Source organism: Gordonia jinghuaiqii (assembly GCF_014041935.1).
Lineage (GTDB): Bacteria > Actinomycetota > Actinomycetes > Mycobacteriales > Mycobacteriaceae > Gordonia > Gordonia jinghuaiqii.
Map to the genome: position 1 here is coordinate 4,947,185 of NZ_CP059491.1, position 25,150 is coordinate 4,972,334.

The window sequence follows — 25,150 nt, forward strand, 5'->3', positions numbered from 1 at the left end:
GCCACCCCTCACAGGGGTCCGGTCGGCAACTGCCTGCGTACGAGCTTGCCCGTCGGGTTGCGTGGCAGCTCGTCGACGAACACGACGTCACGCGGCACCTTGTACCGGGCGAGGTGCGACTTCACGTGAGCCTTGATGTCCTCGGGCCCGGGGTCTGCATTCGGCGCGGCAACGATGAACGCGCGCAACCTCTTTCCGTATTCGTCGTCGTCGACGCCGATGACCGCGACGTCGTCGATGTCGGGGTGCTCGCCGAGTAGGTTCTCGACCTCGAGCGGGTACACGTTCTCTCCGCCGGAGACGATCATGTCGTCGTCGCGCCCGTCGATGTGCAGCAGTCCGTGCTCGTCGAACCGTGCCATGTCGCCGGTGGACATGAAACCGTCGATGATCTCCTTGTTGCGTCCGTCGGTGTATCCCTCGAAGGGGGCCCCGTTGCGGACGAAAAGCCTTCCGCGGACGTTGGTTCCGGAGACACGCTGACCGTTGTCGTCGAAGAGTGCGAGCCGGCTCGTGACCGGTGGGCGGCCCACCGTCCCCGGCGCGAGCCGCAACTCGGCGGGTTTGGCCACCGATGCCACCGCTACCTCGGTGGAACCGTACAGGTTGTAGAGCACGTCGCCGAAGGTGTCCTGGACGGCCTCCGAGAGTGTCGGCGACAGGGCCGATCCCGCGATGACGATGATCCGCAGGGCGGACAGGTCGTATTTCTTGATGACCTCGGGCCCGAGGGCGACCATCCGGTGCAGCATCGTCGGGACGGCGACGAGCACCTCGGCCTTGTGCTCGGCGAGTGCGGCAAGAGTCTTCTCGGCATCGAAGCGCCGCATCACCACCGTCTTGTTCCCCAGCGCGGTGCCCACGCCCCAGAGCGCGAAGCCGGTGGAGTGGAAGATCGGCGAGACGATCACCATGGCGCCTCGCTGCGGGAACGGGATGCGGTCGAGCAGCAGGGCGCTGGCGAACGGCGACATCTTGGACCGTTGCGCCCCCTTGGGCAGTCCGGTGGTGCCGCTGGTCAGGATCACCAGGCCGCCGAAATCGGCAGGTTCGGGCGGGGTCGACGTGTCGCCGCCGGCCGCGATGTCGGCGAGGGTACGGACGCCGTCGGCGATCGGGCGCTCACCGTCCACCCAGGTCACGATGCGTAGTGTGTCGGCGGGCAGTGCGTCGGCGAGGTCGGTGAACTCCTCGTCGTAGAGCATCGCGACGATCTTCTCCCGCTGCGCGACCTCCACGAACTGCGCCTTGCCGAAACCCGTGTTCATCATCGCCAGCCGATAGCCGGCCTTTCCCGCGGCGCTCATCGTGGTCAGGAGGCCGCGATGGTCGCGCGCCAGGACACCGATGACCGATCCGGGCTCGATCCCCGCCGCCAGCAGCGAGTTGGCCAGTGCGTTGGCCTGGGCATTCAGTTGGCCGAAGGTCAGTTCGCCACGTTCGTCGACGACAGCGTCCGCCTCGGGATACTCGTCGGCACCGTGGGCGACGACCGACGCGCACGGGCCGATGACCTTCGCGCGCTTGACCGTCGTCAGGAGCTCCTTGGGCCGCGTCGGGTCGAGCAGGCCGGATCGCTTCAGCACCTTGAACGCACCGAAGGCATCCTGTGCTGATTCGACCACAGTGCCGACCGCACCGGTCACCGAGACCATGTCCACCCACCTTCCGCGGCCGAGGCCACGCTCATGTCATTCGGGTTCGGCTCGGGCTCGCCCACGCACCTCTGGTCACATGCGTCCCCAGTCGCCGATGCAGGTGCCAGACTATGGCGACGCCTTCGGCAACGCCGCGCATACCGCGAAATCGAGTTCGGCCCAGCAGGTTTCGCACGCGCGAAATTTCGGGGCCACCGCCGTACGGTCCCCCGCGGGTTCACCGAGAAGTCGCAATTCGTTGCGAAAGGCGACCATGTCTGACAACATCCGTCATCAGATCGGGATGGAGAACAGATGCTGAAGTTGGATCGGCTGACAGCGATTGTCACCGCAGCAGTGACGTGCACGATGATGGCCACGATCGCGGTCCCCGCCGTCATCGGTTCCGGGCTTGCCGCGGCCGCACCATCCGGGAAACACCCGGTCTCGTGGGACTTCCGGTCCGCGATCCCCGGCATGCTCGACCAGACACTCGATGCCAACTGGGCCCCACCCGGCGCCAACGACCCCACGTGCAAGCTCACCAAGGAGCGCCCGAACCCGGTCGTCCTCCTCAACGCCACCGCCACCACGCAGTGGGCGTACACGGCGGGCGCGCCGTACCTGGCGAATCGCGGGTACTGCGTCTACACGTTCAACTACGGCAACATCACGCCGGTACCGAGTTTCCCGTTTCAGGGCCTCGCCGACATCGAGGCCTCCGCGCGCGAGGTGTCGCGCAAGATCGACGGCATCATGCGCCGTACCGGTGCGAAGAAGGTGGACCTGGTCGGCTGGTCGCAGGGCGGTGGGCTGTTGCCGCACTACTACATCGACTTCCTCGGCGGCGACAAGAAGGTCGACAAGCTGATCGGCATCGCGCCCGGCAATCACGGATCGACCGGTAACATGCTCACCTACCTGCGGTATTTCATCCCACCGTTCGGTCCGGTCGGCTATGACATCTTCAAGGCGCTGTTCCCGGCCTTCGCCCAGCAGACACAGTATTCCGACCTCGTACGCAAGGTCTACGGCAACGGCGACACCAGACCCGGGCCGCACTACACGACCATCGTGACCAAGTACGACGAGATCGCGACGCCGTTCACCAACGGTTTCCTCGAGGGCGACAACGTCACGAACATCCTTCTGCAGGAGGATTGCCCGGTCGATCTGTCCGAGCATCTGGCGATCGCATACAGCGAGCGCGCCTGGCGGCATGTCAAGAACGCGCTGACGCCGGCCGAGGCGACGCGCGTCCCCTGCTTCCAGGTAGATCCCGTCTATCCCGGGATGAGTGAGGGTCGATGACATCGGCGTCCACGCACGAGAACGACGAGATCACGCCACTGGGTCCGGATTCGGTGGCCTGGAACGTCTTCGGCGATCTCACCTTCGTGCTGGGCGCGCCACGCCGGCTGCTCATCGACGTCGCTCATCCCGTCGTGGCGACCGGCGTGCGCGAGTTCTCCGTCTTCGAGTCCGACCCGTACGGACGCGCCGAGCGCACCCTGAACATGATCATGGGCGTCGTCTACGGCCGGGACGACGCGATCGAGATGGCGCACCGCCTGCGTGAACGGCATCGTGACATCAAGGGCCAGAATCCGGACGGCTCCCGCTGGAGTTCGCTGAATCCCGAGGCGTTCCACTGGGTTCACGCGAGTCTCGTGCACGGCGTCTACACCCAGCAGAAGGAACTCGGCCGCGGCTGGCGGCCCGGGGAGGTCGAGCAGTTCTACCTCGAGATGCGTCGGGTCGGCCTCATGTACGGCGTGCGCGAGCAGGACATGCCCGCCGACTGGCAGGCGTTCTGCGACTGGTTCGACGAGATGACGCGGACCGAGCTGGAACGCTCCGACATCACCGACCGCGTCTTCGGCGTGGTGAGTTCACCCAAGCCCCCACCACATGTCCCGGTGCTGCGGCGCCCGATCGTATGGAACACCCTGGTCCGTCCGGTCGCCGGACTCGTGCTCTCCACGGTCACCGCCGGACTGCTCACCCCGGAGTTGCGCGAGCTCCTGGGCGTCGACTGGGGTCGTGGCCGCCGCACGTTGTTCCGCCTGATCTCATTCCAGTCCCGGCTCGTCATCCCGCGTCTCCCGAAATCGGTGCGCATGGTGCCGCACGCCAGGCAGGCGGCCCGCGCCGCACGGTGACGCCCCCCGCCTCCGAACGCGGTGCGCCGCACAAAGGTCCGGTGTCCCCGCCCGCCGAGGCGAACGGGGACACCGGACCCTCTCTTTTCTCAGAATGCGGTGAGGTTCTCCTTCAGGGTGGACCCGGTGTACTCCTCGCGGATCAACCCGCGACGACGCAGCTCCGGCGCGAGACCGTCGGACACCATCGCGAGATTCATGCGGGTGGTGGGCAGGTAGAACAGGAAACCGTCGCCACCGGCCTCTTCCATGATCTCGCCCATCTTGTCCGCGACGGTGGACGGCGAGCCGACGAGGCCCATGTCCTTGACCTGGAAGCTGCTCGCGACGACCTCGCGCAGCGTCTCGTCCTCGCGCCCACCGAACAGTCCGGCGATCGAGGTGTACTCGCCGTTCTGCTTGGACAGATCGATGTCGCCGACCTTGGTGTCCGGATCGATGGCACCGAAGTCGATGCGACCACCCGAGGTGTACGACATGTTCCACAGGTTGTACTCGATGGCCTTGTCCGTCTTGCGGAAAGCCTGGGCTGCTTCGTAGGCAGCGTGGGCCTCGGCATCGGTGGCCGCGATGGTCGGCGTAGCGATGAAGAGGATCTTGATGTCGTCGGGGTTGCGTCCGGCAGCAGCGGCACGGGCACGGATGTCCTGGCGGTAGGTCTTCGCGTCCGCGGCATCCTTGACGATGGCGATCTGGGTGTCGTCGTAGTTGGCGGCGAGCACGCGACCGAGCTCCGAGCTACCCGCCGAACACACCGGGACGTTGCGCTGCGGACCGGGGATCGTGTTGAGCGGACCGCGGCACTTGAAGTACTTGCCGACGAACTCGATCGGGTTCACCTTGGTGTGATCGGCGTAGATGCCGGCGATCGGGTCGGCGATGACCGCGCCGTCGTCCCAGGAGTTCTCCAGCGCCTTGACGACGTCGATCCATTCCATCGCCATGTCGTAACGTTCGTCGTGCTCGAGATGCCGTTCGTAGCCGAAGTTCTGGGCGACCCGGTCGGTGACGCTGGTGACCACGTTCATGCCGACGCGACCCTCGGTCAGGTGGTCGAGGGTGGTGAAGGCGCGGGCGGCGAGGAACGGCGGGTACTGGATGGTGGAGACCGTCGGGACGATCCCGATGTGCTTGGTGACCTGGGTCATCAGCGGCACCAGGGGTAGCGGATCGTTCTTGGGCGCCATGAATCCGCGGCGCAACGAGGTCTCCGACGACTGGTTGTAGGAGTCCTCCACCATCGAGGTGTCCTCGATGAGGATGTAGTCGAAGCCGGCACGCTCCAGGCTCGTCGCCATGTCCACGTAGATGCCCGGCTTCATCCAGTCGGTGGCGTTGGTGCCGGTCCACGGACCGTCACCGTTCGTCGGGCTCCAGGGGTGAATGCCGAAACCGTCGCCGAGGAACCAACCCATATGGAACATGTTCAGATCTCCTTGTTGTGCAGTGTTGTTGTGAAAGTCGTTGTGCGCCGCAGGGATGCGCGACCGATACTGCGGATGTCAGGCGGCTTCTTCGACGGCCTGGTACGCGGCGACCAGCGTCTTGGTGTACGCATTCGACGGTCTGTTCAGGATCGCCGTGGTCTCACCCGACTCGACGACCTTGCCCTGGTTCATCACCAAGAGGTCGTCGGTGATGAACGCGGTGGCGGGCAGGCCGTGCGAGATGAACACCAACCCGAGCGAGTGGGTCCTGACGTAGTCCTTGAGCAGGTTGAGGACCACCGCCTGCGCCGACACGTCGAGTGCGCTGACGGCCTCGTCGCACACCAGGATGTCCGGATGCACGACCAGCGCCCGAGCGATCGAAAGGCGTTGTCGCTGACCGCCGGAGAGCTGGTGCGGGTACCGTTCGACCAATTCGGGGGTGATCCCGAGTTCGGCGACGATCGCGTCGACGGCGCTGTCGGCCGACGCGACGTCCATCCCGCCCAGTATCTGGGCGGGCCGTCGGATCGCCTCGCGGACGATCCGCCGCGGATCGAATGTGGTGGTGGTGTCCTGGGCGACGAGTTGCACCTTGCGCCGGTACTCCAGTCGCCCGGGCCGCCGCTCCAGCAGACGGGACAGATCCCGCCCGTCGACCAGCACCTGACCGGATGTCGGCGCGGCGAGGCCGACGATCATCTTGCCCAGAGTCGACTTGCCCGAACCACTCTCGCCGACGATGCCGGTCGCCCGGCCGGCTTCGAGCGTGGTGGTCACGCCGCCGACCGCGGTCACCTTGCGGCCGTACTGCTTGTGCACGTCGACGACCTCGATGATGGTGCTCATGCCGCACTCTCCTCGAGCATGACCGTGTCCAGCGTCGGGAGACGATCGAGCTGTGCCGACCCGAGCGTCGGCATGCATTCCAGCAATCCGCGGGTGTACGGGTGCGTTGCGTGGTCGAGCTCCCGGGCGGCAACGCTCTCCACGATGTCGCCGTCGCGCATCACCAGGATCTTGTCGGCGAATCGTCGTGCGAGCGCGATGTCGTGGGTGATGAAGACCAGCGAGGCGCCGTTGCTGATGGTGAGCTCGGTCATCAGCTCCATCACCGTGACCGCCAGCGACGCGTCGAGTGCGCTGGTGGGCTCGTCGGCGATCAGCAGCTCGGGTTCGGACGCGAGCGCGATCGCCATCATCACGCGCTGGCGCATACCGCCGGACAACTGGCCGGGCACCGATGACATCACCCGCGACGGGTCGGTGATGCCGACCTGTTCGAGCCGCTGCCCGGCGGCCGCGGCACGCGCCTTACGCGAACCGTGGACCGACTTCGGCAGTACTGCCATCAGCTGGCTGCCGACCGACCAGATGGGGTCGAGCGAACTCATCGCGTCCTGGAAGATCATCGAGATGCCCTCGCGCCGGTGCGGGATGCGCGCGGGTGTCCCGTCGAGCAGCGGCCGTCCGGACAGCGACATCGTCGCGGCCGACACCTCGCCCACATTCGGCGGGATGAAGCCGCCGAGTGCGTTGGCGATGCTGGACTTGCCCGAACCCGATTCGCCGACGATCGCGACGCGCTCTGCGGTACCGACCGTGAAGGAGCTCGGGTGGACCTTCTCCACGCCGCCGTAGCGGATCGTCAGGTCGGTGACCTCGAGAACCGGGGCCGTCACGGCTTGAGCTCCGAATAGTCGATGACGCTGTCGGTGCGGAATGCGTAGCCCTCGAGACCGTTGGCAAAGGCGTTGAGCGGCTGGACATACCCGATGTAGACAGTGGGCATCTGGTCCTGGAGGATGCGCTCGGCCTCGTTCCACTTCGCCCATGCCGGCGCGCCCAGCGGATCACCCGCGGCATTGCCTGCGGCCACGGTGGAGTTCATCGGCGCGTAATCGAAGTTGGGCCAGTTGATCGGCGAGCCCGGGGTGTAGAACAGCGACAGGACATACGGCGGGGACTGGATGACCGCGTAGTCGCGACCCATCGACGCCTGGAACGACTTGTTGGCGAGGCCCTCCTGGAAGACCGCCGAGTTGACCTCGTTCAGGGTGATGTCGAATCCCGCAGCGCGCGCGGCGGTCTGGATCTGAACCGCCGTCTCCTTGAGATCGGGGACCGCGTTGTTGACCGTCAGCTCGAACTCGACCGGAGTCGTGATGCCGGCATTGCGCAGGATCTCCAGCGAGCGCTTCGGGTCGGTGGTGTTGTTCTCGAGCCCGTTGCCGTTGTAGTCGGGCAGGGTGTCGTTCAGGATCGACGTGATGGGGCCGAGACGTCCCTTGTAGACGTCCTTCATGATCGCGTCGTAGGGCACCGCGTGGGCGAAGGCGCGCCGGACCTCGACGTTGTCGAACGGCGCCATGGTGGTGGTCAGCGGTACGTAGACATAGGCGTTGCTCGGCACGGTGAAGATCTGCGCCGCGTCCGCGTCACGGAGCGCGACCTGGTCGGCCGGGCGCAGCTGAGTCGCGATGGAGGCGTCCCCGCTCTTGACCAGGTTCGAGCGCTGGCCCGCGTCGGCCACGACTCGCTGGACCACACGCTTGACCCCGGGCTCTCCGAGCGCATAGCCGGGGTTGGCCTCGTAGACCATCTGCTGTCCCGGCGTGTAGCTGGCCAGCTTGTATGCACCGAACCCGAAGTCCGCGTTGGTCTTCGAGTGCTCGACGCCATACGGGTCATCCGGGGTGGCGGCGGCCTGCAGGACCTCGGAGTCGTAGATCGAGTACGGCGCGTTCGACAGCAGGGACAGGAGGGTGAAACCGTGGGCCGGATCGTCGATCGAGATCGTGACGGTGGCGTCGTCGACCTTCTGGAACTGATCGGGCGTGTTGATCACCGGCGCACTGATGAACGGGACGATGCTCGTCTCCACACCGAACTTGCGCTTCATCGTGAAGATCACGTCGTCGGCGTCGAGGGCGTTGCCCGATGCACTCTTGGCCTCGGTGTTGAGGTGGAAGGTGTAGATCTTGCCGTCGGGGCTGACCTCGTAGCTCTTGGCCAGGCGGGGCTCGAACTCGAACAGTTCCTGGTGGGCCGCCAGACCGTCCTTGCCCGCCACGTACGGGTTACGGATGAGAGTGGCGCCGGTGTTCACGAAGAACTCGGCGGCCTCGTATCCGGTGGCCGATGTCTCGTAGCTGAAACTCGGAGGCTGGGCGGCGGTCACGATGACCACACCGCCGGAGGCGGAGTCCGACGACGAACCGCCACCGCAGGCGCTCAGGGTCATGGCGGCGGCGAGCGCGAGCGCGGTGCCGCTGACCAATGTGGATAGGCGTCTCATGGGAATCGAGATCTCCGTTCGTAGAAGGGGTCGAGAGAGGAATGGTTGAGCCGGGGCAGAAGTCAGGAACGCCGACGGCGAGAGACGAATGTGGTGACCTTCGATGCAGCCCACACCGAATAGGCAAGGGCGAGTACAGGGAACAGCGCAGGCCACCAGCGTCCGACGGCGGCGTCAGAGGCGCCGGCGGCGAGCATGTTCCCCCACTCGGCAGCAGGAGTGGGTATTCCGACGCCGAGGAAGCCGAGGCCGGCGCAGAAGATGATGGCCATACCGAAGATCGCCGAGGCATTCTCCAATACGGGAGCGCACGCGTTCGGGATCACATGGCGCAGGAGTATCCGGGTTTCGGATTCACCGCTCATCCGCGCCGCGGTCACGAATCCGTCTGTGCGCGTGCGTAACACCTCGGTGCGCATCAGGCGCCCCTGGAAGGGCATCACCACCAGTGCCAGCGCCAGCGCGATGACCACCGAATTGCGTCCGAAGAACGAGACGATGACCAGTCCGCCGATCATCACGGGCATGGCCTGCACCAGGTCGATCGTGCGTCCCAGGGTCGCCGCGACCATCCCGAGGGGTCCGCCTCGCGAACCGTACATGCCGGCCAGCGAGCCGATCGCGATCCCGGCCATGGTGGCCAGGAGGGTGACGCAGATGGCGATCACGATGTCGAGGCGGAACGCGGTGAGGGTTCGCGACAGGATGTCGAAGCCGTTGGCATCGGTGCCGAACCAGTGGTCACCGGTGGGCGGCGTGGAGGGGGTGCCCACGACCATCGTCGCCGACTGCGGTGCCAGCATCGGTCCGAGGATCGCCAGCAGCAGCACGATCGCGAACGGGATGAGGGGGGCGTACTCGCGCATCCTGCCGATCGCTCCGGTTCGCCGCGGGGTGTCCGGTGCCGCTTCCGAGAAAGGCGATTCCGAGAGAGCCGAGGTGTCGGAGAGGGGTGCCATCACCATGTCAGATCTCCTGGTTTCGTGAATCGCGTCGGCGGGCGTCGAGAAGGCCGGTGGCCACCTCGGTGAGGAAGTAGACGGTCAGACACAGGGCGGCGATGACCACCAGGAATGACCTGAGTGCGTAGACATCCGAGGCTCGTACCGCGTCGACGGCATACTGGCCGAGGCCGCCGAGGCCGAACAGCGATTCCAGGACGACCGCGCCGCCGAGCAGCAGTCCGAAGATCATGCCCAGCATCGCCACCGCCGACGGCAACGCCCGCCGATAGATGCTCAGCACCACCACGCGACGCGGTGCACCCGAGGCGATGCGGAACCGTGTTGCCGGGCTGTCGATTTCGGTGTCAAGAGCCAGAACCAGTGACTTGACCAGGATGGCGGTGTGCGCGACCACCATGACTGCGACGGGCAGGATCAGGTGCGAGATGTACGAGTCGGCCGCCGCGGTGTCACCGGCGAGGAACGCATCGAAGATCGGGAATCCGGTGACCTGCGCCGGCGGCATGAGGATCGGGTCCAGGCGTCCCGACGGCGCCGGCACCCACGCCAGTGTCGCGAAGAAGACGAACAGGAACAGGATTCCGACCACGTACTCGGGGATCGCGCCCGCCGAACTGGCGTAGGACCGGAGCACTCGGGCGAACCGGGAGGTCGGACGGGTGACGATCAGGTACGACATCGGCAAGCTGATCAGACAGGCGAAGAACAGCCCGGTGCCGATGAGTTCGAGTGTCGCCGGAACACGGGTGGCCATGTCCTCGGCCACCGGCCGTCCGGTGGCGATCGAGCTGCCCAGATCAACGCCCAGCAGACCGGTGAGGTAGTCCCAGAACTGGGATACCAGAGAACCGTTGAGCCCGTAGCTCTCCCGCGCCTTCTCCAGCGCTTCGCCGCTCAGTTGCCCGCCGGAGGCCGAGACGAGTGGGTCGCCGGGAATCAACTGGACGAGAAAGAAGGCCGCGACCACGAAGATGAGGAAGTTGACGAGGGCCCGGCCCGCGGCACGTCCGATCCAGGCCCACTCGAACAGCCGCGCCATGACGGCCGATCCGCCCGAACCCGGCGCACCGACACTACCGGCCCCGCCGTCACCGACTGCAGTCAATGCAAGTCTGGTGTCGATGTCGTTTGCTTGGATGGTCACTCGATCCCTCCCCGGGAACTCGATCTGATGAGTGCAGATCCTGTTGGCGGTTTGTTTCCAAACCCGCGTCTTCCGGTGACTGATCAATTGCGCGGGTTCACAATCAATCAGGAACACGCGTTTGCACAGGTCAGAAGGCCCTGCGTCCTGGTCTCCGAGGATTTTGCGCCGGATGTGACGCTGGCTACTCGCAACTCGAAACGGCGGGAGAGCTCTTAGACTCACCGGTCATAAGCGTTTCCTTGCTCTGTTACCCAGATCGGAGGTGACGTTTGATGACGACACCACCCCCACATCACCCCCGCTCGCGCGGCGGCTCCGCGCGCGGCCGGCAGGTGTCCTCCCGTCGTGTCCGCGATCTCATCCTCGCCTCTATTCGCAACGGCACCATCGACATCGATGCACAACTCGTCGAGGAGGACCTGATGATCATGTTCAACTCGAGCCGCGGATCGGTGCGAGCGGCGCTCAACGAGTTGAGTGAGGCCGGCGTCGTGATCCGCAGGCCACGCATCGGAACGCGTGTCAATCGGCGCGATCTCGGTGTGGCACTGGGGGATGTGTCGGGGACCGGTGGCGAGCAGGTTCAGATCCAGGTCACCGATCAGTGCATCGTCCCGACGTTTCCACTCATCAGGTCGAGACTCCGCATCGACGACGACGTCGTCCGTCTCGTGGAGAACTCCTTCATCGCGCGTGGGGAGATCATCGGCATGCGCAGCGCGTACTTCTCCCCCCGATTCACCGCGGACCCCAATCTTCTACGCGGCAAACCCATGTCGATGGCACGAACGCTCGCGGAGTTCTTCGGGGTCGCGCCCGGGGGCGCCTCGGTGTCGATCGGTGCCGAGAGCGCCGACGAGCGGACTGCGCGCCTCCTTGATGTTCGGTCGGGAGACACGTTGCTCTCGCGCGAGATCCTCTACACCACCGCCGACGGCACACCTCTGGAGATCGTCTTCGACCGGTTCCGCGCGGATCGGGTGCGCTTCGAGTCACAAGTGGACAACTCGGATGTGACATGGTTCCCGGAGGCCAATTCCGCTCCGGCCGCGCACGAATCGGCTACTTCGGGGACGATCGCGCACGATCCGGACGGTTCACCTCCCGCCGATCTCGCGCAATCTGGGTGAAATGAACGGTTGACGATTCGGCAATGTCGCCCCCGCACGCTGCATTCAAACGCAACACGCGACATTCGAAGGGGAAGACCGTGATCGTTTCGGTAGTGGCAGGCAACCCGAAGCCTGCATCGAGAACATTGTCCGCGGCCTGTCTGCTGGCCACGAACCTCACCGGCAAGAAACCCGATCACGTCGTCGACGTGGTCGACCTCGGTGCGGGGCTCCTCGGTTGGGGCGACGCAGGGGTGTCAGCGGCTGTCGAGATCGTCGGTAACAGCGACCTCGTGGTCTTCGCGTCACCGACCTTCAAAGCCACCTACACCGGGCTCCTGAAGCTGTTCCTCGACCAGTTCTCCACCAGCGACGGTCTGCAGGACGTCACCGCCATCCCGCTCATGCTGGGTGCCGGACCGGCGCACTACATGGCACCGGACCTGCTCCTCAAGCCCGTGCTCGTCGAACTCGGCGCCACTGTCCCGGCAGCAGGCCTGTACGTCGTCGACAAGCTGCACGACGACTCCGAAGCCTTTCAACCGTGGATAGATCGGTGGGGCCGCATCGTGCTGGCGTCGGCGAACGTGCCCGTCACGGCGGGCGACCGATGAGCACGACGATGACGCCGACCGCCGATCTGGATCCGGCCGAACTGCGAAACGCCTTCGGCGCCTTCCCCACCGGTGTGGTCGCACTGGCCGGCATGTCCGACACCGTGGCGACGGTGCTGGTCGCGTCCTCGTTCGCCGTGGGTGTCTCGCAGGATCCGCCACTGGTCATGTTCGCGGTGCAGCAGAGCTCCACCACCTGGCCGACACTGAAAGATCTACCCACCCTGGGCGTCTCCGTTCTGGGCGAGAGTCACACCGAGGTCATCCGCCAGCTCTCGTCGAAGGACAAGACGCAACGGTTCACCGGGGTGGCGACGACGGTACTTCCCGGCGGCGCAGTGCTTCTCGACGATGCGCCGGTTCACTTCGAGTGTGCGATCGAGAGTTCGCACACGGCGGGCGACCACGAGATAGTGGTCCTCCGCGTCGTCGGACTCGCCAACGATCACTCCAAACAACCCATCATCTTCCACCGCTCGGCGTTCGCGCGGCTGAGCGCCTGAGGGTGTGGGCGCCCCAGCAGGTAGGCGTCTGAGAGGAGTAATGGCCACCCGGTGGGTGAGCGGCTGTTCAGGGCTTTCCCTGTACCCTGAACCGGGCCATCCGCGACGAAAGACACCACCATGAACCCACCGGTCACCCTTGAGGCAGAGAACGCCATCGCCGACATCGCCCGGCGTCACGGCCTGTCACGCGATGCCGTGCTGGCCATGCTGCTGGCCGTCAACAACGGCGGTGGCACCATGGCGCAGTTCACTATTCCCGAACTGGGCGGATCCGGACAGTGGATGCGCGGCGGCATGACCATGGTGGGCGACATGTTCAACCACTCGCTGAAGTCCCGGGTCGACTCACTGTGCAACGAGCTGTCGAACGTGCTGGCCACCATCAGCATCTTCCCCCCTGCGCCGGCCCATTCGACGGGTTCTGCACCCAACGGCGGCGGTTTCCCCTCCAACAACTGGTGGCCGGCCGACCTCGGCGTACCCAGCTCGACCGGCGGGCAGAACGACGTCCGGTACGCGATCTTCCCGGCCACGCGCCGGCTCGCGATCCAGGTCGGCGGTGTCACCCGGGTGTTCGACACCGCCGATCATCAGATCGGTGGCGTCCAGCAGCAACAGGGGTCGGGCTACGGTTCGGTGAGCTTCTCCAGCCAGTACGGGACATTCGACGTCTCCGGCCTCCGGGAGCTCGGTGCCCAGCAGATCACCGAGACGCCGGTGGCGGCGCCCGCACCCCGACATGCGGCGGCCCAGTCCCCAGACCTCCAGTCCCCAAACCCCCAGTCCTCCAACACCCAGTCGCCGTCCGCTTCGGAACCGACGCCCAACGACCCGGCCGCCATCGTGGCGGCCATCGAGTCGCTGGCGAACCTGCACCAGCGAGGCATCCTGTCCGACGACGAGTTCACCTCCAAGAAGGCGGAGCTGCTCGCCCGGCTCTGACGGGTCAGCGACCGCCCGGAGCTTTCGCGGCTGCGACTCCCGCACGCCACCCGGGCGCACCTCCGCCACCGGGCGGGTGAACCGAGGCCGCGTCGATCCCAGATCGCTCGAGTAGCCACGCGATCAACGAGTTCGAGTTCCACATGTCCCCGACACCCAGCGCGTCGCGGCCCCACGTGAAGCGCGGCACGTCCCCCACCATGCGCACCAGCGCCGACGCCACCTCCTCACCCACCGACCAGGCCACCGGACCGTCCACCGCCCACTCGCGATCGGGAATCATCCCGCCGGCCCAGCACCGCACCTCGTACCGGAACAGCGGGCACCATCCGAGGTTCGCGAGCCCGACGGATCCGGTGGCGACGACGCCACGCTCGCCGGGCGGCACTCCCCACGCGGGGGCCATCTCGATGACGTGATTCGTCTCTCCGACACGCACTTCCAGCGCACTGTGGAACAGCTGCCGTGGCCGACGATGTTCGCGCCGCGCCGAGACGGACTCCCACCAGCCACTCGTGCGCACCACGACTCGGCCACCGGCGCCGACCGGCAGCCACCACAGGAACACATTCGGTTCGGGTGCCGTCATGAGGTCAGTCTGCACGTCCCGCGGGCGCACATCGACTGAAGATCCATATGACCTTGTGGTCGCCATCCGAGCACAGCGTCATACGGGCCTACCGGTGCGCGTACGTGGCGTTGCCCAGAAAGTGGCCCAGGCGTTGCCTTTTGGCGTCCAGATACCGGACGTTCGACGACGTGACCCCCACGACGAGCGACACCCGTTCGGTCACCTCGATCCCGGCATCGGTGAGGCCGCGGACCTTGTCCGGATTGTTGGTCATCACCCGCGCGCGTTGGATTCCCAGATCGGTGAGGATCGCTGCGGCCGCACCGTATTCGCGACCGTCGACGGGCTCGTCGAGTTCGAGGTTGGCCTCCACGGTGTCGAGCCCCTGATCCTGGAGACGGTAGGCGGCCAGCTTCTGGAGCAACCCGATGCCGCGACCTTCGTGCCCGCGCAGGTAGACGAGCACGCCGCCCTCGTTCCCGATTCGTTCGAGGGCTGCATCCAGCTGAGGCCCGCACTCGCATCGCTGCGACGAGAATGCCTCACCGGTAAGGCATTCCGAGTGCACCCGGACCAGAACGGAGTCCTTGTGGAGACTCCTGCCGCCGATCGGGTCGCTGATCAGGGCGATGTGCTCGGCGCCGGTCTCGGTGTCGCGGTAACCGATGGCACGCAGTTCACCGGCCGGGGTCGGCAGTACCGTCTCGGCGCCCCGCCGGACACGAGGCGCCACCGACCAGCTCTGCGCGTCGTGCATGCGCCGGTAGTTGACCAGTTCTTCGATGGTCAGCACGGGTAACCCCATCCGCGATCCCAAAGCGGCGACCTGCGGATAACGCATCATCGAGCCGTCGTCGGCGACGAGTTCGGCGATGACACCCACCGGCGCGATGTCGGCCAGCGCGCACAGGTCGACGGCGGCCTCGGTGTGACCGGGACGTTCCAGCACGCCACCGGGACGGGCCCGCAACGGCAGCACGTGCCCCGGGCGGGTGAAGTCCCGCGGACCCGACGCGGCGGCGGCGAGCATCCGCAGGGTGTGCGCCCGATCGGCCGCCGAGATCCCCGTCGTGACGCCCTCGGCCGCATCGACGGTCACGGTGTACGCCGTACCTTTGGGGTCTTCGTTGTCGATCACCATCGCAGGCAACTCGAGCATGTCGGCCCGCTCGCCGGTCATCGGCGCACACAACAACCCCGAGGTGTTCCGCACGGTCCATGCCGTCCACTCGGTGGTGACGCGGTCGGCCGCCAGGATGACGTCGCCCTCGTTCTCGCGGTCGGCGGCGTCGGTCACCAGGACCGGTCGTCCCGCACGCAGCGCATCGATTGCGTTCTCGACGGCGTTCATCAGATCTCCTCGACGTAGAGCGAATCGTGCTCGCGTGGCTCACCACGCGCTGTACGCCATTCGACAACGTCTCCATGTCGGAGGCGAAACCCGCTCGTGGCAGGTGAATTTCGCCGCTCACCGATCCTGACGCCGCAGGTCAGCAGCCGCGGAGCGGCGAAACACGCCGGACGCGATCATCCCCGAACGTCAATCCGCCGATCGGTCGAAGCCGGCATCGTCCGCCGGGGCCGGACTGTCCACGTGTCATACACGTGCTCTCGGCTCCACTACACTTCGGTCATGTCCGACGCGAACACGGCGCTGCCCGGTCTACCCGCCCGCCTCGAGGCGGTGTGGTTGCAGTCCGCGCAGGCGGGCTCACCGATGCCCGGAGAACCAGCGCTCGCCGAGCGCCTCGCCGCGTCGCGTCCGGCGGTCCGCGAAGCCCTCGTCCGACTCGAGGAACGCGGATACATCCGGCGGCGCAAGGGCGCGGACACGATCATCAATCGACGGTTGCTCGACGTGTCTGCGCGCATCGACGAACAGGTGGACCGGAGCGAGCTCATCGCGTCGACGGGACGACGCGCGTCGATGGTCGTGGTGGAATCCAGGCTGGACGTCCCCACATCCGAAGAGAGAACGCAGTACGAGCTCGAACCCGATTCCCGACTGCTCCGAACGACCAAGGTCTGGTTCGCCGACGACGAGCCGGTGATCCGGGCCAACGACTCGATCGTCCTTCCCCCCGGCGCCGCAGCCCAGATCGACGCCACCAGGCCCGTGTTCGACATCGCGGCCGATGTCGGCGTCGGCCCGACCGAGTGGGAAATCGTGTATCCCTCCGCGACGGCGACATCACCACGCGACGCCCGTCTGCTGGACCTCCCCGAGGGACATCCGGCCCTCACCATGGAAGTGGTGGGTGTCGCGCGTTCGGGCCGGACCGCCTACTGGGCGTCGGAACTCCACTCCACGCACAACTTTCAGCACACGATGATCCGACTGGTGCGGCGGTGACCAGAACGCTTGCGCCCCGAACTACGAGCCGATCAGCACCGGTTCGAGTTCGGGCCACACCTCGCCGGCGAACAGTTCCATCGACCGCCGCGTACAAGTCGCAGGCAGGCCGGGGAACTGGACCAGCAGGTCGAGCCGATCGACCCCGGTGACATCGATGTACTCGCGCAACTGTTCGGCGACCTGCGCAGGCGTCCCGAGTATGACGTTCGCCTGTCGCAGCCGTTCGTCGACAGTGCTCGGCGTCTCCGGTATATGCCCGGCGGCCACTGCTTCACGGGTGTACCGGTGGTCGGGGCCGGTGAAGATCGCGCCGTACATGTCGAACGCCTCCTCGAACTCGGCCCACGCCCGATCCCACGACTCCGCGATGTGCACAGCCCGGACACCGCGCACCGTGCCGGTGCCGCCGGCCGACCGGAATCGACGGATGTGTTCAGCTTGTGACAGTGCGTTCTCGGCCTGGCCCACCACGTAATTCAGTCCGTGCCGGGCGGCGTCGTCGATCGAGTCGTCGTCGCGACAAGCCGCCCACAGGTTGGCGCGCACGCGAGCTCCGTCGTCGAAGGTCAGCGTCGGCAGTTCGTCGTCGGTCGCACGGTCGAGAAGGCGAAGAATGTGGTCCACACGTTGTCGGTAGACCTTCTGACGCTCGAGACGCTGTTCGCCGGAGTACCCGGTGCCCTGACCGATCCCGAAGTCCGCCCGCCCCCCGGACAGGAGATCCAGCATGCACATCTCCTCCGCCGCGCGGGTTGCACTGATATCTGGCAACACCTTGACCCCGGTCCCGAAACGCACCCGCGGGATCTCCGCCGCCGCCTTCGCCAGGAGCATCTCCGGGTGCGCGATGCGCCCGTAGAAGTCTCGGTCCTTGTCGACGAAATGATGTTCACCCACCCACACCGCATCGAAACCCAGGGCTTCGGCATGGGCGAAATCGTCCAGAGCACGCTCCACCAGAGCCGCAGTCGAGACCGCCGGTGTCTCCCACATCTGGTACAGCAGGCCGACCGGCAGCACCCGGGACCCCGTCACGACGACTGTCCGGCGACGAACTCGACACCGAAAGAGAAGTTCTGGTGGTCCACCTGGTTGGTGTCGTCGAGCTCGAGGTTGAAGAACGACATCTGCTCTGGAGCGAAAAACGGTCCGGCGTGCCACGTCCCGCGATGGAGCAAGACCGCAGCGTCACCGCCCACTCTGAAGACCTTGACGTCGTCGGCGCCGGGACGGTCCTCGGGATCGTCGACCGCCCCCGGAGGGGCGACCGCGATCATCCACTCCCCGCCGCCCACCGATGCGAGCACCTGCGTCACCGAACGGTGACGCGTGATCGAGTCGAACCGTGCCGGCCGGTCCTGCAGGGCCATCAGGTAGAACCGCGGGGTTCCGCGCGAGAGATCGAGAAGCCGCTCACCCTCCCGGGGGCTGTCACCGTCGGGCACCGCGGTCAGCACGGCCCCGAACGGGGCGAACGCGTCGTCGGTGAGGTTCTGGATCGGGATGCGCCGGGCAGGGACGACACCAGTCATGGTTCCTCCGTGAATTCGTTGTTTGGCGGGGACGCTAGCACATGTCTGACATGTTGAAAGGGCTCGTCACATCCGCGAAACATTTGCGGTGCAGGCTGAGACGATGAGTACCAGCATCGAGGGGTTACCCGATCTCACACCAGACGCCGATTCCGCTCTCATGCAGCAGTTCTGGCGGTACGAGGCCGCGCTCATGGCCAACGATGTCGCCGCCCTCGACGACCTGTTCTGGGATGACGAGCAGACCGTGCGTGCCGATTCCGTCGCAGTTCTGCTGGGTCACAACGCGATCGCCGAGTTCCGGGCCGCGCGCTCCCACGGTGCCCCGGTGCGTACGATCACCGCCGTCCATGTGCGCGAGATCTCCGACGCCGCCGCCGTCGTCCTGGCCGAGAACTGCCGCCCCGACGGTACGCGCGGACTGCAGACTCAGGTCTGGCGGCGGACACCCGCAGGCTGGAAGGTCGCCTACGCACACCTGAGTGCCGGGTCACCGCGCGATCAGACGGTGTGGCGCAAGGTCGGCGCGCCGCTGGTCGGGGCGACCGGCGCGGGAACCCTCAGCGGGCTGACGATTGCGGTGAAGGACCTCTTCGCCGTGGCCGGCGAACGCATCGGCGCCGGAACCCCGGCCCACCTCGAGCTGGCCCCCGTCGAAACCGAGCACGCGAGCGCGGTCGCCGCACTGCTCCGCCACGGGGCCACCGTGACCGGGATCGCGCACACCGACGAACTCGCCTACAGCCTCGGCGGCACGAATCCGCATTACGGAACGCCACCGAACCCCGCCGCGCCCGGCCGCATCCCGGGCGGCTCCACCAGCGGTCCCGCAGTGGCCGTATCCGGGGGCGAGGTCGATCTCGGCCTCGGCACCGACACTGCGGGTTCCATCCGTGTTCCCGCGTCCTACCAGGGAATTTGGGGATTCCGCCCCACCCACGGACTCATCGACACCACCGGGCTGCTGTCCCTGGCACCCTCGTTCGACGCCGTGGGCCTGATGGCCCGGGACATCGACACGGTGCGCCTCGGCGCCGACATCCTGGTGACCGACGGTCGCGGTGACGCGGACGCGGACATCACCGAGATCGTCGTGGACCCCACGCTCCTCGCTTATGCCGAACCCGAGGTCGCACAGTCGTTCTGGTCCGCCGTCCGCACCCTCGACAGTTCGCTCGCGCTCCGGTACCACGACGTCACCGACGGGCGCCTGCCCACGTGGTTCCACGCGTTCCGAACCGTGCAAGCCCACGAGGCGTGGCGGAGCCACGGCGAGTTCCTCACCGATCACCCGGACGCGGTCGCCACCGATGTCGCCGCGAGATTCCGCATCGCGTCGGCGGTGAGCGCCACCGAGGCCGACGACGCGCGAGCCGAGATCGTGCGCGCGCGAGCTCACCTCGACGGCGTGCTCGGGGCCGGTACGGCCCTGCTCCTCCCCAGCGCAGCCGGTCCCGCACCCCTGCGGACGGAAGGCTCCGCCGAGCGTGCGCGCACCGCGACCCTGCATCTCACGTGCCTGGCCAGCCTCTCCGGCCGGCCGGCGATCTCCGCACCGTGCCTCACCGCGGACGGCGCACCGGTGGGACTGTCGGCGGTCGGGGCGGTCGGCGCCGATCACACGCTGTTGCGATTCGCGGCCCGGCACTTGACCTTTCACATCTGACTCCCGCGGTACCCGGCGGCCCCGCATCGGTGACGATGCGGGGCCGCGGCGCATTGTCGGGCCGTGTGTCGCCGAGGTTTCGCGCGTCAAGAACATGTTGCGGCTTGGCCGCACGCCTCGCGCTCGCGGCCGATCTGTTCATACGATGTGTTCATCAGATGGTCGGACCAATCAGTCCAATCGCCCCACGAGCCCAGCGAGGTGCCAGTGATGGAGTTCCCACACTCGGTCGGGTTCGTGCGCCGGTCGACGTCGATCGGCGCCGAGATCGTCGCCCACTTCGAACAACTGATCTCCAGCGGCGAACTCGCCCCGGGAACCCGGCTGCCCTCCGAGCGGGAACTGGCCACCTCCCTCAACGTCTCGCGCACCTCGCTGCGTGAGGCGATGCACGAGCTGGAAGTCAAGAACATGGTGGCGCGCCGCCCCGGCCGAGGGACCATCGTCACCGAACCGCACGGTCAGGCAAACGACTTGTACGAGCGCATCTCCGAGGCCGAGCGCACGTTGCGTGACGTCGCCGAGCTGCGGGAGACCATCGAGCCGAGGTTCGCCGAACTCGCGGCTCGTCGCATCACCGACTCGACGTTGATCGCCCTCGAGGACGTGTTGGCGAAGACGCGGCTGCCGATGACCCAGCAAGAGTCCATCGAGCTCGACATCAGTTTCCACATGCTCATCGCGCAGGCCTCCCAGAACCGGCTGCTGGTTGCGCTCGGCACCCTGGCCAACGAATGGACCGCCTCGACGCGCGCGCTCTCACACGCGGATTCGCCCGCGCGCCGCCTGTCCCACGAGGGCCACCACCGGATCTACCTCCGCCTGCGCGAACGCGACGCCGAAGCGGCACGGCAGGCGATGCTGGACCACCTGTCCGAGGTGGCCGACATGACACGCACACACCACCCCTCGTTCTGACCTCGAACTCGTTCGAGCACCGCAACTTTCATCATTTCGCACCGGTCAGCGTCGACCAGTGCGTCCCATTCACCCGCACAGAAGGTCTCCCCATGAATCCTGCACGTCCCCGTCGACGGCTCATCCGAGTGGCAGTCGCCGTGATCGCCTCGGCGCTCGCACTGAGTACCGCGGCCTGCGGTTCGGACACGTCGGAGAATGCCGACGGCGCCACCAAGATGAACGTGATCCTGCCCTGGTACGCCGATCCGGAGGGCGGCGGATACTTCGCCGCCGATGCCGAGAATCTGTACGCGGACAAGAACATCGACGTGACCCTGGAGCCCGGCGGTCCCCAGGTGTCGGCCACCCAGCTCGTCGCGTCGGGTCGGGCCCAGATCGGCCACTCCGACGCCGCCGGCATCGTGCAGGCGCAGCAGCAGGGCATCCCGGTGGTCGCGATCGCCGCCATCTACCAGGACAATCCGGTGGGGATCATCTCCCACAAGGATCAGAACATCACCTCCTTCGACGACATGAAGGGCAAGACCCTCGTCAGCCAGGCCGGCGCGCTGTACCCGGTGTGGCTCGACAAGAAGCTCGGTGTGCCGCTCAAGACCATGCAGTACCAGGGGTCGATCGCGACCTTCCTCAACGACCCCACGCTCCTCCAGCAGGGCTGGCCCACCAACGAGGTCCGCCAGGCCGAAGAGGCCGGTGTCCCGGTCAACTTCATGCCGTACTCGGAGTCGGGCTTCAACCCCTACAACGACGTGGTCTTCACCTCGAAGGAGTACTTCGACTCCCACCAGGAGGAGCTGAAGGCCTTCCTCGACGCCAGCATCCAGGGTTGGCACGACTACATGGCCGACGTCGATGTCGCGACGAAGGCGAATGAGGCGATCCTCAAGGCCAACTCGGAGCAGTCCCCCGAATCGGTCTGGTTCGCCTGGGACGCACAGCGCAAGTTCGTGGCGACCGGCGACGGCGTCAAGCAGATCGGCGCGATGACCGAGGCCCGCTGGAACACCCTGATCGAGCAGCTGACCGAGCTCGGCCAGGTCACCAAGCCGGTGACCGCGAGCGAACTCTACGACGCGACCCTGCTCCCGATGATCGCCTCGCCGACCGAGATGCCGCCGGTTCCCGCCGACGCCAACTGATCGAGCATCACGACCCACGAACGCTAGGACATACGGAATGAGAACGGTATTCAGCGGTGGCGCGGTCATCATCGACGCCCACGCCGAGGTGCCGTCGGGTTTCGTCGTCGTCGACGACGGTGTGATCACCGACGTCGGCGACGGCGAGGCCACACACGACATCCTCTCCTCGGCCGACCGCACGGTCGACACCACCGGCCGTCTGGTGATGCCCGGGTTCATCAACGCACACTGCCATCTCTTCCAGTCCATGCTTCGCGGGCTCAACAAGACGACGCAATGCCTCGAGGACTGGCTGGCCAATGACATCGCGCCCTACACCGCCCGCCTGCAGCCGGCCGACCTCTACCTCGCCGCCACCGCGGGACTCCTGGAGAACCTCCGTTCCGGGGTGACCACGGTCCTGGAGAACCAGTACGTCCATCACCACCCGGACAACACCGACCGGGTCGCCCGCGCCTTTCGTGACATCGGCATCCGTGGCCTGATCGCCCGTGGCGGCGTCGACGTGAAGGTCCCCGGCGTACCGAACCCCCGACTGGAGACCGTCGACGGCTTCCTCGACAACGTCGCGCGATTCGTGTCCGACTGGGACGGTGCCGCAAACGGCCGAATCCGTTGCGAGGCAGCGATACAGACGACCTGGCTGGCATCGGGTGAGCTCTGCGATCGGGTGGGCGGGTTCATCGCCGACAACCGGATCGGCCTGCACGCGCACTGCGCGGAGACCCGGACCAGCGTCGCGTCGACGATCGCCGGCCACGGCCGGCGTGAGGTGCCCTACTTCCGTGACCACGGCCTCATCGGGCCCGGCACCCAACTGGTCCACTGCGTGTGGATCGACCCGGAGGAGTGTGAACTGATCGCCGAGCTGGGCGCCACGGTGGTCACCTGCCCGACCTCCAACGCCTACCTCGCCTCCGGTCCGGCACCGGTCTCGGACCTGCGCGCCCTGGGCGTGCCGGTTGCGATCGGATGCGACGGGCCGGGAAGCAACAACGGACAGAACATGTTCGAGGCCATCAAATGGTCGGTGCTGTCCGATCGGCTGCGCACGCTCGACGCCGGGCGGCTCAGCGAGGTCGACGCGCTGGACATGGCCTGGCGCGGCGGCGCCCGTGCGGTCGGCATGGAAGGCCGTCTCGGCGCCGTGCGCGCCGGTCATCTCGCCGACCTGGTGACACTCGACGTCGAGTCCCCCGGCTACTCCGGATCGTCGACGTTGCGCCGGGCGGTGGTGTTCACCGGTTCACCCGCCGACGTGCGGGACGTGTGGGTCGACGGCATCCAGGTGGTCCGGGACTCCGAGGTCCTCACCGCCGACCGCCACGACATCCACCACGAGATGCGTGCGAGACGCGCAGCGATAGTCAACTTCGACGATTTGGCGGTGACACCATGACAGAGTCCCTCACAGACCTCGGCCCCGATCCCCACCAAGACACCGGACCCCACCACGAGAGTGGGCCCCAACAGGATTCCGGTCTGATCTCGTTCACGCGCGCGGACAAGGTGTACAACAACGGTTTCCGCGCGCTGGCACCGATCGACCTCACGGTCACACGCGGCGAGATCACCGTCCTCGTCGGACCGTCGGGCTGCGGTAAGACCACGCTTCTGCGGATGGCCGCAGGACTCACCGAGCCCACGTCGGGGACGATGACGCGCGACACCGACAGGATGTCGTATGTGTTCCAGGACCCGACGCTGCTCGCGTGGCGCAGAGTCCAGGCGAATGTGGAGCTGGTCGCGAAACTCCAGGGCGTGGGGCGCAAGGAACGCCGCGCACGCGCCACCGAGGCCATCTCGATGGTGGGACTCGACGGCTTCGAGAAGTCGTTTCCCCGCGAGCTGTCCGGCGGCATGAAGATGCGGGCCTCGCTTGCCCGCTCGGTCACCAGCGATCCCGAACTGCTGCTGATGGACGAGCCGTTCTCGGCGCTCGACGAGTTCAACCGCGAGAAGATGGGTGCCGAGCTGCTACGGCTGTGGCGCGAGAAGCAGTTCAGCGTCCTGTTCATCACGCACTCCATCTACGAGGCCTGCACGCTCGGCCATCAGATCGCGATCATGAACACCGGCCCGGGCCACGTCGAAGAGGTCGTCTCGTCCCCCAGCCCGCCCTCACTCGACCCCGGCCACGAGCGCGACGAGCAGGCATTGCGTGCTCTGCAACAACAGATTTCCATCAAGCTCGGGAGCTTCCGCGAATGACCGTCATCGAGTCCCAGTCGTCTGTCGTCAAGTCCTTCTTCACCAAGGTCGTCCGACCCACGACGTCGGTCAGGAAGGCGGGATCCGACGCCCCGTGGCACGTACGGCTCCGGCGCATGCTGCCACCGCTGGGCGCGTTCGTCATCGGACTCGCGCTGTGGCAGTTGGTGATCGAGCTCTTCGACATCCCGCCCTACATGCTGCCTTCACCGCGAACGCTGGTGGAGACACTGTGGGAGGAGCGCACGGCGATCTGGGAGCCCACCTGGGTGACCGTCCAGGAGTCCTACCTCGCCTTCGCGGTCGCGACCGTCACCGGTATCGCGATCGCCCTGGTGATGGCGCGCTGGAACATCGCCGAACGGGGCTTCTACCCCTATCTGATCGTGCTGCAGACGATTCCGATCGTCGCGATCGCACCGCTCTTCGTCGTGTGGATCGGGCCCGGGCAGACCACCAACATGCTCGTCGGTGCCATGATCGCGTTGTTCCCGGTCGCCGCGAACACGCTCCACGGCCTGAAGTCGACCGACCGCAACCTCGTCCAGCTGTACTCGATGGCGGGCGCACCGCCGCGGATCACACTGTTCTCGCTGCGCTTCCCCGGCGCGTCACCGGCCATCCTGACCGGCATGCGCATCGCCGCCGGCTCGGCCGTGATCGGCGCGATCGTCGGCGAGTTCGTCGCCGGTGTCGGCGGCGGGGAGGGCGGCCTGGGCTACATCATCACCCAGAGCGCGGTGCAACTGCGGACGCCTCAGTTGTTCGTCGCCGTCGTCATGGCCAGCGCCGTGTCCCTGGTCCTGTTCGGCTTTGTCGTCCTGCTCGAACGCCTTCTGCTGTCCCGGTGGCACGAGTCGGCACTTCCCGAAGACGAATGACCGCCCACGCGCCGTGCCGGCCCCACACACCATGACCACCTGCCACATCCCGACCACCCG

The 25,150-nt window shown here is 66.6% G+C and carries 24 protein-coding genes; 13 read left to right on the top strand and 11 right to left on the bottom strand.

The genetic code is table 11. The features are described 5' to 3' along the window. Nucleotides 1-8: 8 nt before the first annotated feature. Nucleotides 9-1,655 (bottom strand): acyl-CoA synthetase, encoded by a 1,647-nt coding sequence (locus H1R19_RS22025; RefSeq protein WP_219850164.1) that lies wholly within the window; start codon nucleotides 1,653-1,655, stop codon nucleotides 9-11. 297 nt (nucleotides 1,656-1,952) lie between these two features. Between H1R19_RS22025 and H1R19_RS22030 the strand changes: the two genes are divergently transcribed. Beyond that, nucleotides 1,953-2,948 carry an esterase/lipase family protein gene (locus H1R19_RS22030; RefSeq protein WP_188328411.1) on the top strand — a complete coding sequence of 332 codons (996 nt, stop codon included), beginning with the start codon at nucleotides 1,953-1,955 and terminating at the stop codon, nucleotides 2,946-2,948. After that, nucleotides 2,945-3,799, top strand: coding sequence for an oxygenase MpaB family protein (locus H1R19_RS22035; protein WP_219850165.1), 855 nt, complete (start codon nucleotides 2,945-2,947; stop codon nucleotides 3,797-3,799). The genes H1R19_RS22030 and H1R19_RS22035 overlap by 4 nt, the downstream gene beginning before the upstream one ends. 89 nt (nucleotides 3,800-3,888) lie before the next feature. Here H1R19_RS22035 and H1R19_RS22040 read toward each other — a convergent pair whose 3' ends face one another. The 6 genes from H1R19_RS22040 to H1R19_RS22065 form a co-directional block, all read right to left on the bottom strand. Continuing rightward, entirely contained in the window at nucleotides 3,889-5,223 is a 1,335-nt protein-coding gene (locus H1R19_RS22040; RefSeq protein ID WP_219850166.1) for an NtaA/DmoA family FMN-dependent monooxygenase, read from the bottom strand. 78 nt (nucleotides 5,224-5,301) lie between these two features. Then, complete coding sequence (locus H1R19_RS22045; protein ID WP_188328414.1) at nucleotides 5,302-6,075, bottom strand: ABC transporter ATP-binding protein; 774 nt, start codon at nucleotides 6,073-6,075, stop codon at nucleotides 5,302-5,304. Continuing rightward, nucleotides 6,072-6,908, bottom strand: coding sequence for an ATP-binding cassette domain-containing protein (locus tag H1R19_RS22050; RefSeq protein ID WP_219850167.1), 837 nt, complete (start codon nucleotides 6,906-6,908; stop codon nucleotides 6,072-6,074). Before H1R19_RS22050 ends, H1R19_RS22045 begins: the two co-directional genes overlap by 4 nt. After that, complete coding sequence (locus tag H1R19_RS22055) at nucleotides 6,905-8,524, bottom strand: ABC transporter substrate-binding protein (RefSeq protein ID WP_188328416.1); 1,620 nt, start codon at nucleotides 8,522-8,524, stop codon at nucleotides 6,905-6,907. The genes H1R19_RS22050 and H1R19_RS22055 overlap by 4 nt, the downstream gene beginning before the upstream one ends. 62 nt (nucleotides 8,525-8,586) lie before the next feature. Then, nucleotides 8,587-9,489 (bottom strand): ABC transporter permease, encoded by a 903-nt coding sequence (locus tag H1R19_RS22060; RefSeq protein ID WP_219850168.1) that lies wholly within the window; start codon nucleotides 9,487-9,489, stop codon nucleotides 8,587-8,589. 1 nt (nucleotide 9,490) lies between these two features. Beyond that, nucleotides 9,491-10,633 carry an ABC transporter permease gene (locus H1R19_RS22065; protein ID WP_244970800.1) on the bottom strand — a complete coding sequence of 381 codons (1,143 nt, stop codon included), beginning with the start codon at nucleotides 10,631-10,633 and terminating at the stop codon, nucleotides 9,491-9,493. A gap of 275 nt (nucleotides 10,634-10,908) precedes the next feature. On the opposite strand from H1R19_RS22065, the gene H1R19_RS22070 reads away from it, so the two are divergent. From H1R19_RS22070 to H1R19_RS22085, 4 genes are all read left to right on the top strand, one after another. Beyond that, a complete protein-coding gene (locus H1R19_RS22070; RefSeq protein ID WP_244970801.1) occupies nucleotides 10,909-11,766 on the top strand; it encodes a GntR family transcriptional regulator in 858 nt (285 codons plus the stop codon). Nucleotides 11,767-11,846: 80 nt separating this feature from the next. Further along, nucleotides 11,847-12,362, top strand: coding sequence for an NADPH-dependent FMN reductase (locus H1R19_RS22075; protein WP_188328418.1), 516 nt, complete (start codon nucleotides 11,847-11,849; stop codon nucleotides 12,360-12,362). A gap of 8 nt (nucleotides 12,363-12,370) precedes the next feature. Continuing rightward, a complete protein-coding gene (locus tag H1R19_RS22080) occupies nucleotides 12,371-12,865 on the top strand; it encodes a flavin reductase family protein (protein ID WP_219850169.1) in 495 nt (164 codons plus the stop codon). A gap of 120 nt (nucleotides 12,866-12,985) precedes the next feature. Beyond that, a complete protein-coding gene (locus H1R19_RS22085; protein WP_219850170.1) occupies nucleotides 12,986-13,810 on the top strand; it encodes an SHOCT domain-containing protein in 825 nt (274 codons plus the stop codon). 4 nt (nucleotides 13,811-13,814) lie between these two features. Here the strand turns inward: H1R19_RS22085 and H1R19_RS22090 are convergent, their stop codons facing one another. Both H1R19_RS22090 and ribB read right to left on the bottom strand, forming a co-directional pair. Continuing rightward, nucleotides 13,815-14,399 (bottom strand): hypothetical protein, encoded by a 585-nt coding sequence (locus tag H1R19_RS22090; RefSeq protein WP_188328421.1) that lies wholly within the window; start codon nucleotides 14,397-14,399, stop codon nucleotides 13,815-13,817. An 88-nt stretch (nucleotides 14,400-14,487) separates the two neighbouring features. Then, nucleotides 14,488-15,732, bottom strand: a complete 1,245-nt coding sequence (gene ribB, locus H1R19_RS22095) for a 3,4-dihydroxy-2-butanone-4-phosphate synthase (protein WP_219850171.1) — start codon at nucleotides 15,730-15,732, stop codon at nucleotides 14,488-14,490. 282 nt (nucleotides 15,733-16,014) lie between these two features. Between ribB and H1R19_RS22100 the strand changes: the two genes are divergently transcribed. Continuing rightward, complete coding sequence (locus H1R19_RS22100) at nucleotides 16,015-16,734, top strand: GntR family transcriptional regulator (protein ID WP_188328423.1); 720 nt, start codon at nucleotides 16,015-16,017, stop codon at nucleotides 16,732-16,734. Nucleotides 16,735-16,755: 21 nt separating this feature from the next. Here the strand turns inward: H1R19_RS22100 and H1R19_RS22105 are convergent, their stop codons facing one another. Further along, on the bottom strand, nucleotides 16,756-17,772 hold the full coding sequence (locus tag H1R19_RS22105; RefSeq protein ID WP_188328424.1) for an LLM class flavin-dependent oxidoreductase: 1,017 nt from the start codon (nucleotides 17,770-17,772) through the stop codon (nucleotides 16,756-16,758). Then, nucleotides 17,769-18,269 (bottom strand): ureidoglycolate lyase, encoded by a 501-nt coding sequence (locus tag H1R19_RS22110; protein WP_188328425.1) that lies wholly within the window; start codon nucleotides 18,267-18,269, stop codon nucleotides 17,769-17,771. Before H1R19_RS22110 ends, H1R19_RS22105 begins: the two co-directional genes overlap by 4 nt. A 103-nt stretch (nucleotides 18,270-18,372) precedes the next feature. Here H1R19_RS22110 and H1R19_RS22115 point away from each other — a divergent pair, with 103 nt between their 5' ends. The 6 genes from H1R19_RS22115 (at nucleotide 18,373) to H1R19_RS22140 (ending at nucleotide 25,090) form a co-directional block, all read left to right on the top strand. Next, nucleotides 18,373-19,935, top strand: a complete 1,563-nt coding sequence (locus tag H1R19_RS22115; RefSeq protein ID WP_219850172.1) for an AtzH-like domain-containing protein — start codon at nucleotides 18,373-18,375, stop codon at nucleotides 19,933-19,935. A 210-nt stretch (nucleotides 19,936-20,145) separates the two neighbouring features. Then, nucleotides 20,146-20,853, top strand: a complete 708-nt coding sequence (locus H1R19_RS22120) for a FadR/GntR family transcriptional regulator (RefSeq protein WP_188328427.1) — start codon at nucleotides 20,146-20,148, stop codon at nucleotides 20,851-20,853. Nucleotides 20,854-20,945: 92 nt separating this feature from the next. Beyond that, a complete protein-coding gene (locus tag H1R19_RS22125) occupies nucleotides 20,946-21,995 on the top strand; it encodes an ABC transporter substrate-binding protein (RefSeq protein WP_188328428.1) in 1,050 nt (349 codons plus the stop codon). A 37-nt stretch (nucleotides 21,996-22,032) separates the two neighbouring features. Beyond that, entirely contained in the window at nucleotides 22,033-23,397 is a 1,365-nt protein-coding gene (locus H1R19_RS22130) for an amidohydrolase family protein (RefSeq protein ID WP_188328429.1), read from the top strand. After that, nucleotides 23,394-24,209 carry an ABC transporter ATP-binding protein gene (locus tag H1R19_RS22135; RefSeq protein ID WP_188328430.1) on the top strand — a complete coding sequence of 272 codons (816 nt, stop codon included), beginning with the start codon at nucleotides 23,394-23,396 and terminating at the stop codon, nucleotides 24,207-24,209. The genes H1R19_RS22130 and H1R19_RS22135 overlap by 4 nt, the downstream gene beginning before the upstream one ends. Continuing rightward, nucleotides 24,206-25,090 (top strand): ABC transporter permease, encoded by an 885-nt coding sequence (locus tag H1R19_RS22140; protein WP_219850173.1) that lies wholly within the window; start codon nucleotides 24,206-24,208, stop codon nucleotides 25,088-25,090. The genes H1R19_RS22135 and H1R19_RS22140 overlap by 4 nt, the downstream gene beginning before the upstream one ends. Nucleotides 25,091-25,150: the final 60 nt, after the last annotated feature.

What these genes read in the sequence shown, in the direction of transcription:
- H1R19_RS22085 (WP_219850170.1), top strand. Translation starts at nt 12,986, where the DNA reads ATGAACCCACCGGTCACCCTTGAGGCAGAGAACGCCATCGCCGACATC.
- H1R19_RS22030 (WP_188328411.1), top strand. Translation starts at nt 1,953, where the DNA reads ATGCTGAAGTTGGATCGGCTGACAGCGATTGTCACCGCAGCAGTGACG.
- H1R19_RS22025 (WP_219850164.1), bottom strand. Translation starts at nt 1,655, where the DNA reads ATGGTCTCGGTGACCGGTGCGGTCGGCACTGTGGTCGAATCAGCACAG.
- H1R19_RS22100 (WP_188328423.1), top strand. Translation starts at nt 16,015, where the DNA reads ATGTCCGACGCGAACACGGCGCTGCCCGGTCTACCCGCCCGCCTCGAG.
- H1R19_RS22035 (WP_219850165.1), top strand. Translation starts at nt 2,945, where the DNA reads ATGACATCGGCGTCCACGCACGAGAACGACGAGATCACGCCACTGGGT.
- H1R19_RS22070 (WP_244970801.1), top strand. Translation starts at nt 10,909, where the DNA reads ATGACGACACCACCCCCACATCACCCCCGCTCGCGCGGCGGCTCCGCG.
- H1R19_RS22130 (WP_188328429.1), top strand. Translation starts at nt 22,033, where the DNA reads ATGAGAACGGTATTCAGCGGTGGCGCGGTCATCATCGACGCCCACGCC.
- H1R19_RS22080 (WP_219850169.1), top strand. Translation starts at nt 12,371, where the DNA reads ATGACGCCGACCGCCGATCTGGATCCGGCCGAACTGCGAAACGCCTTC.
- H1R19_RS22125 (WP_188328428.1), top strand. Translation starts at nt 20,946, where the DNA reads ATGAATCCTGCACGTCCCCGTCGACGGCTCATCCGAGTGGCAGTCGCC.
- H1R19_RS22140 (WP_219850173.1), top strand. Translation starts at nt 24,206, where the DNA reads ATGACCGTCATCGAGTCCCAGTCGTCTGTCGTCAAGTCCTTCTTCACC.
- H1R19_RS22090 (WP_188328421.1), bottom strand. Translation starts at nt 14,399, where the DNA reads ATGACGGCACCCGAACCGAATGTGTTCCTGTGGTGGCTGCCGGTCGGC.
- H1R19_RS22120 (WP_188328427.1), top strand. Translation starts at nt 20,146, where the DNA reads ATGGAGTTCCCACACTCGGTCGGGTTCGTGCGCCGGTCGACGTCGATC.
- H1R19_RS22060 (WP_219850168.1), bottom strand. Translation starts at nt 9,489, where the DNA reads ATGGTGATGGCACCCCTCTCCGACACCTCGGCTCTCTCGGAATCGCCT.
- H1R19_RS22115 (WP_219850172.1), top strand. Translation starts at nt 18,373, where the DNA reads ATGAGTACCAGCATCGAGGGGTTACCCGATCTCACACCAGACGCCGAT.
- H1R19_RS22135 (WP_188328430.1), top strand. Translation starts at nt 23,394, where the DNA reads ATGACAGAGTCCCTCACAGACCTCGGCCCCGATCCCCACCAAGACACC.
- ribB (WP_219850171.1), bottom strand. Translation starts at nt 15,732, where the DNA reads ATGAACGCCGTCGAGAACGCAATCGATGCGCTGCGTGCGGGACGACCG.
- H1R19_RS22040 (WP_219850166.1), bottom strand. Translation starts at nt 5,223, where the DNA reads ATGTTCCATATGGGTTGGTTCCTCGGCGACGGTTTCGGCATTCACCCC.
- H1R19_RS22045 (WP_188328414.1), bottom strand. Translation starts at nt 6,075, where the DNA reads ATGAGCACCATCATCGAGGTCGTCGACGTGCACAAGCAGTACGGCCGC.
- H1R19_RS22055 (WP_188328416.1), bottom strand. Translation starts at nt 8,524, where the DNA reads ATGAGACGCCTATCCACATTGGTCAGCGGCACCGCGCTCGCGCTCGCC.
- H1R19_RS22110 (WP_188328425.1), bottom strand. Translation starts at nt 18,269, where the DNA reads ATGACTGGTGTCGTCCCTGCCCGGCGCATCCCGATCCAGAACCTCACC.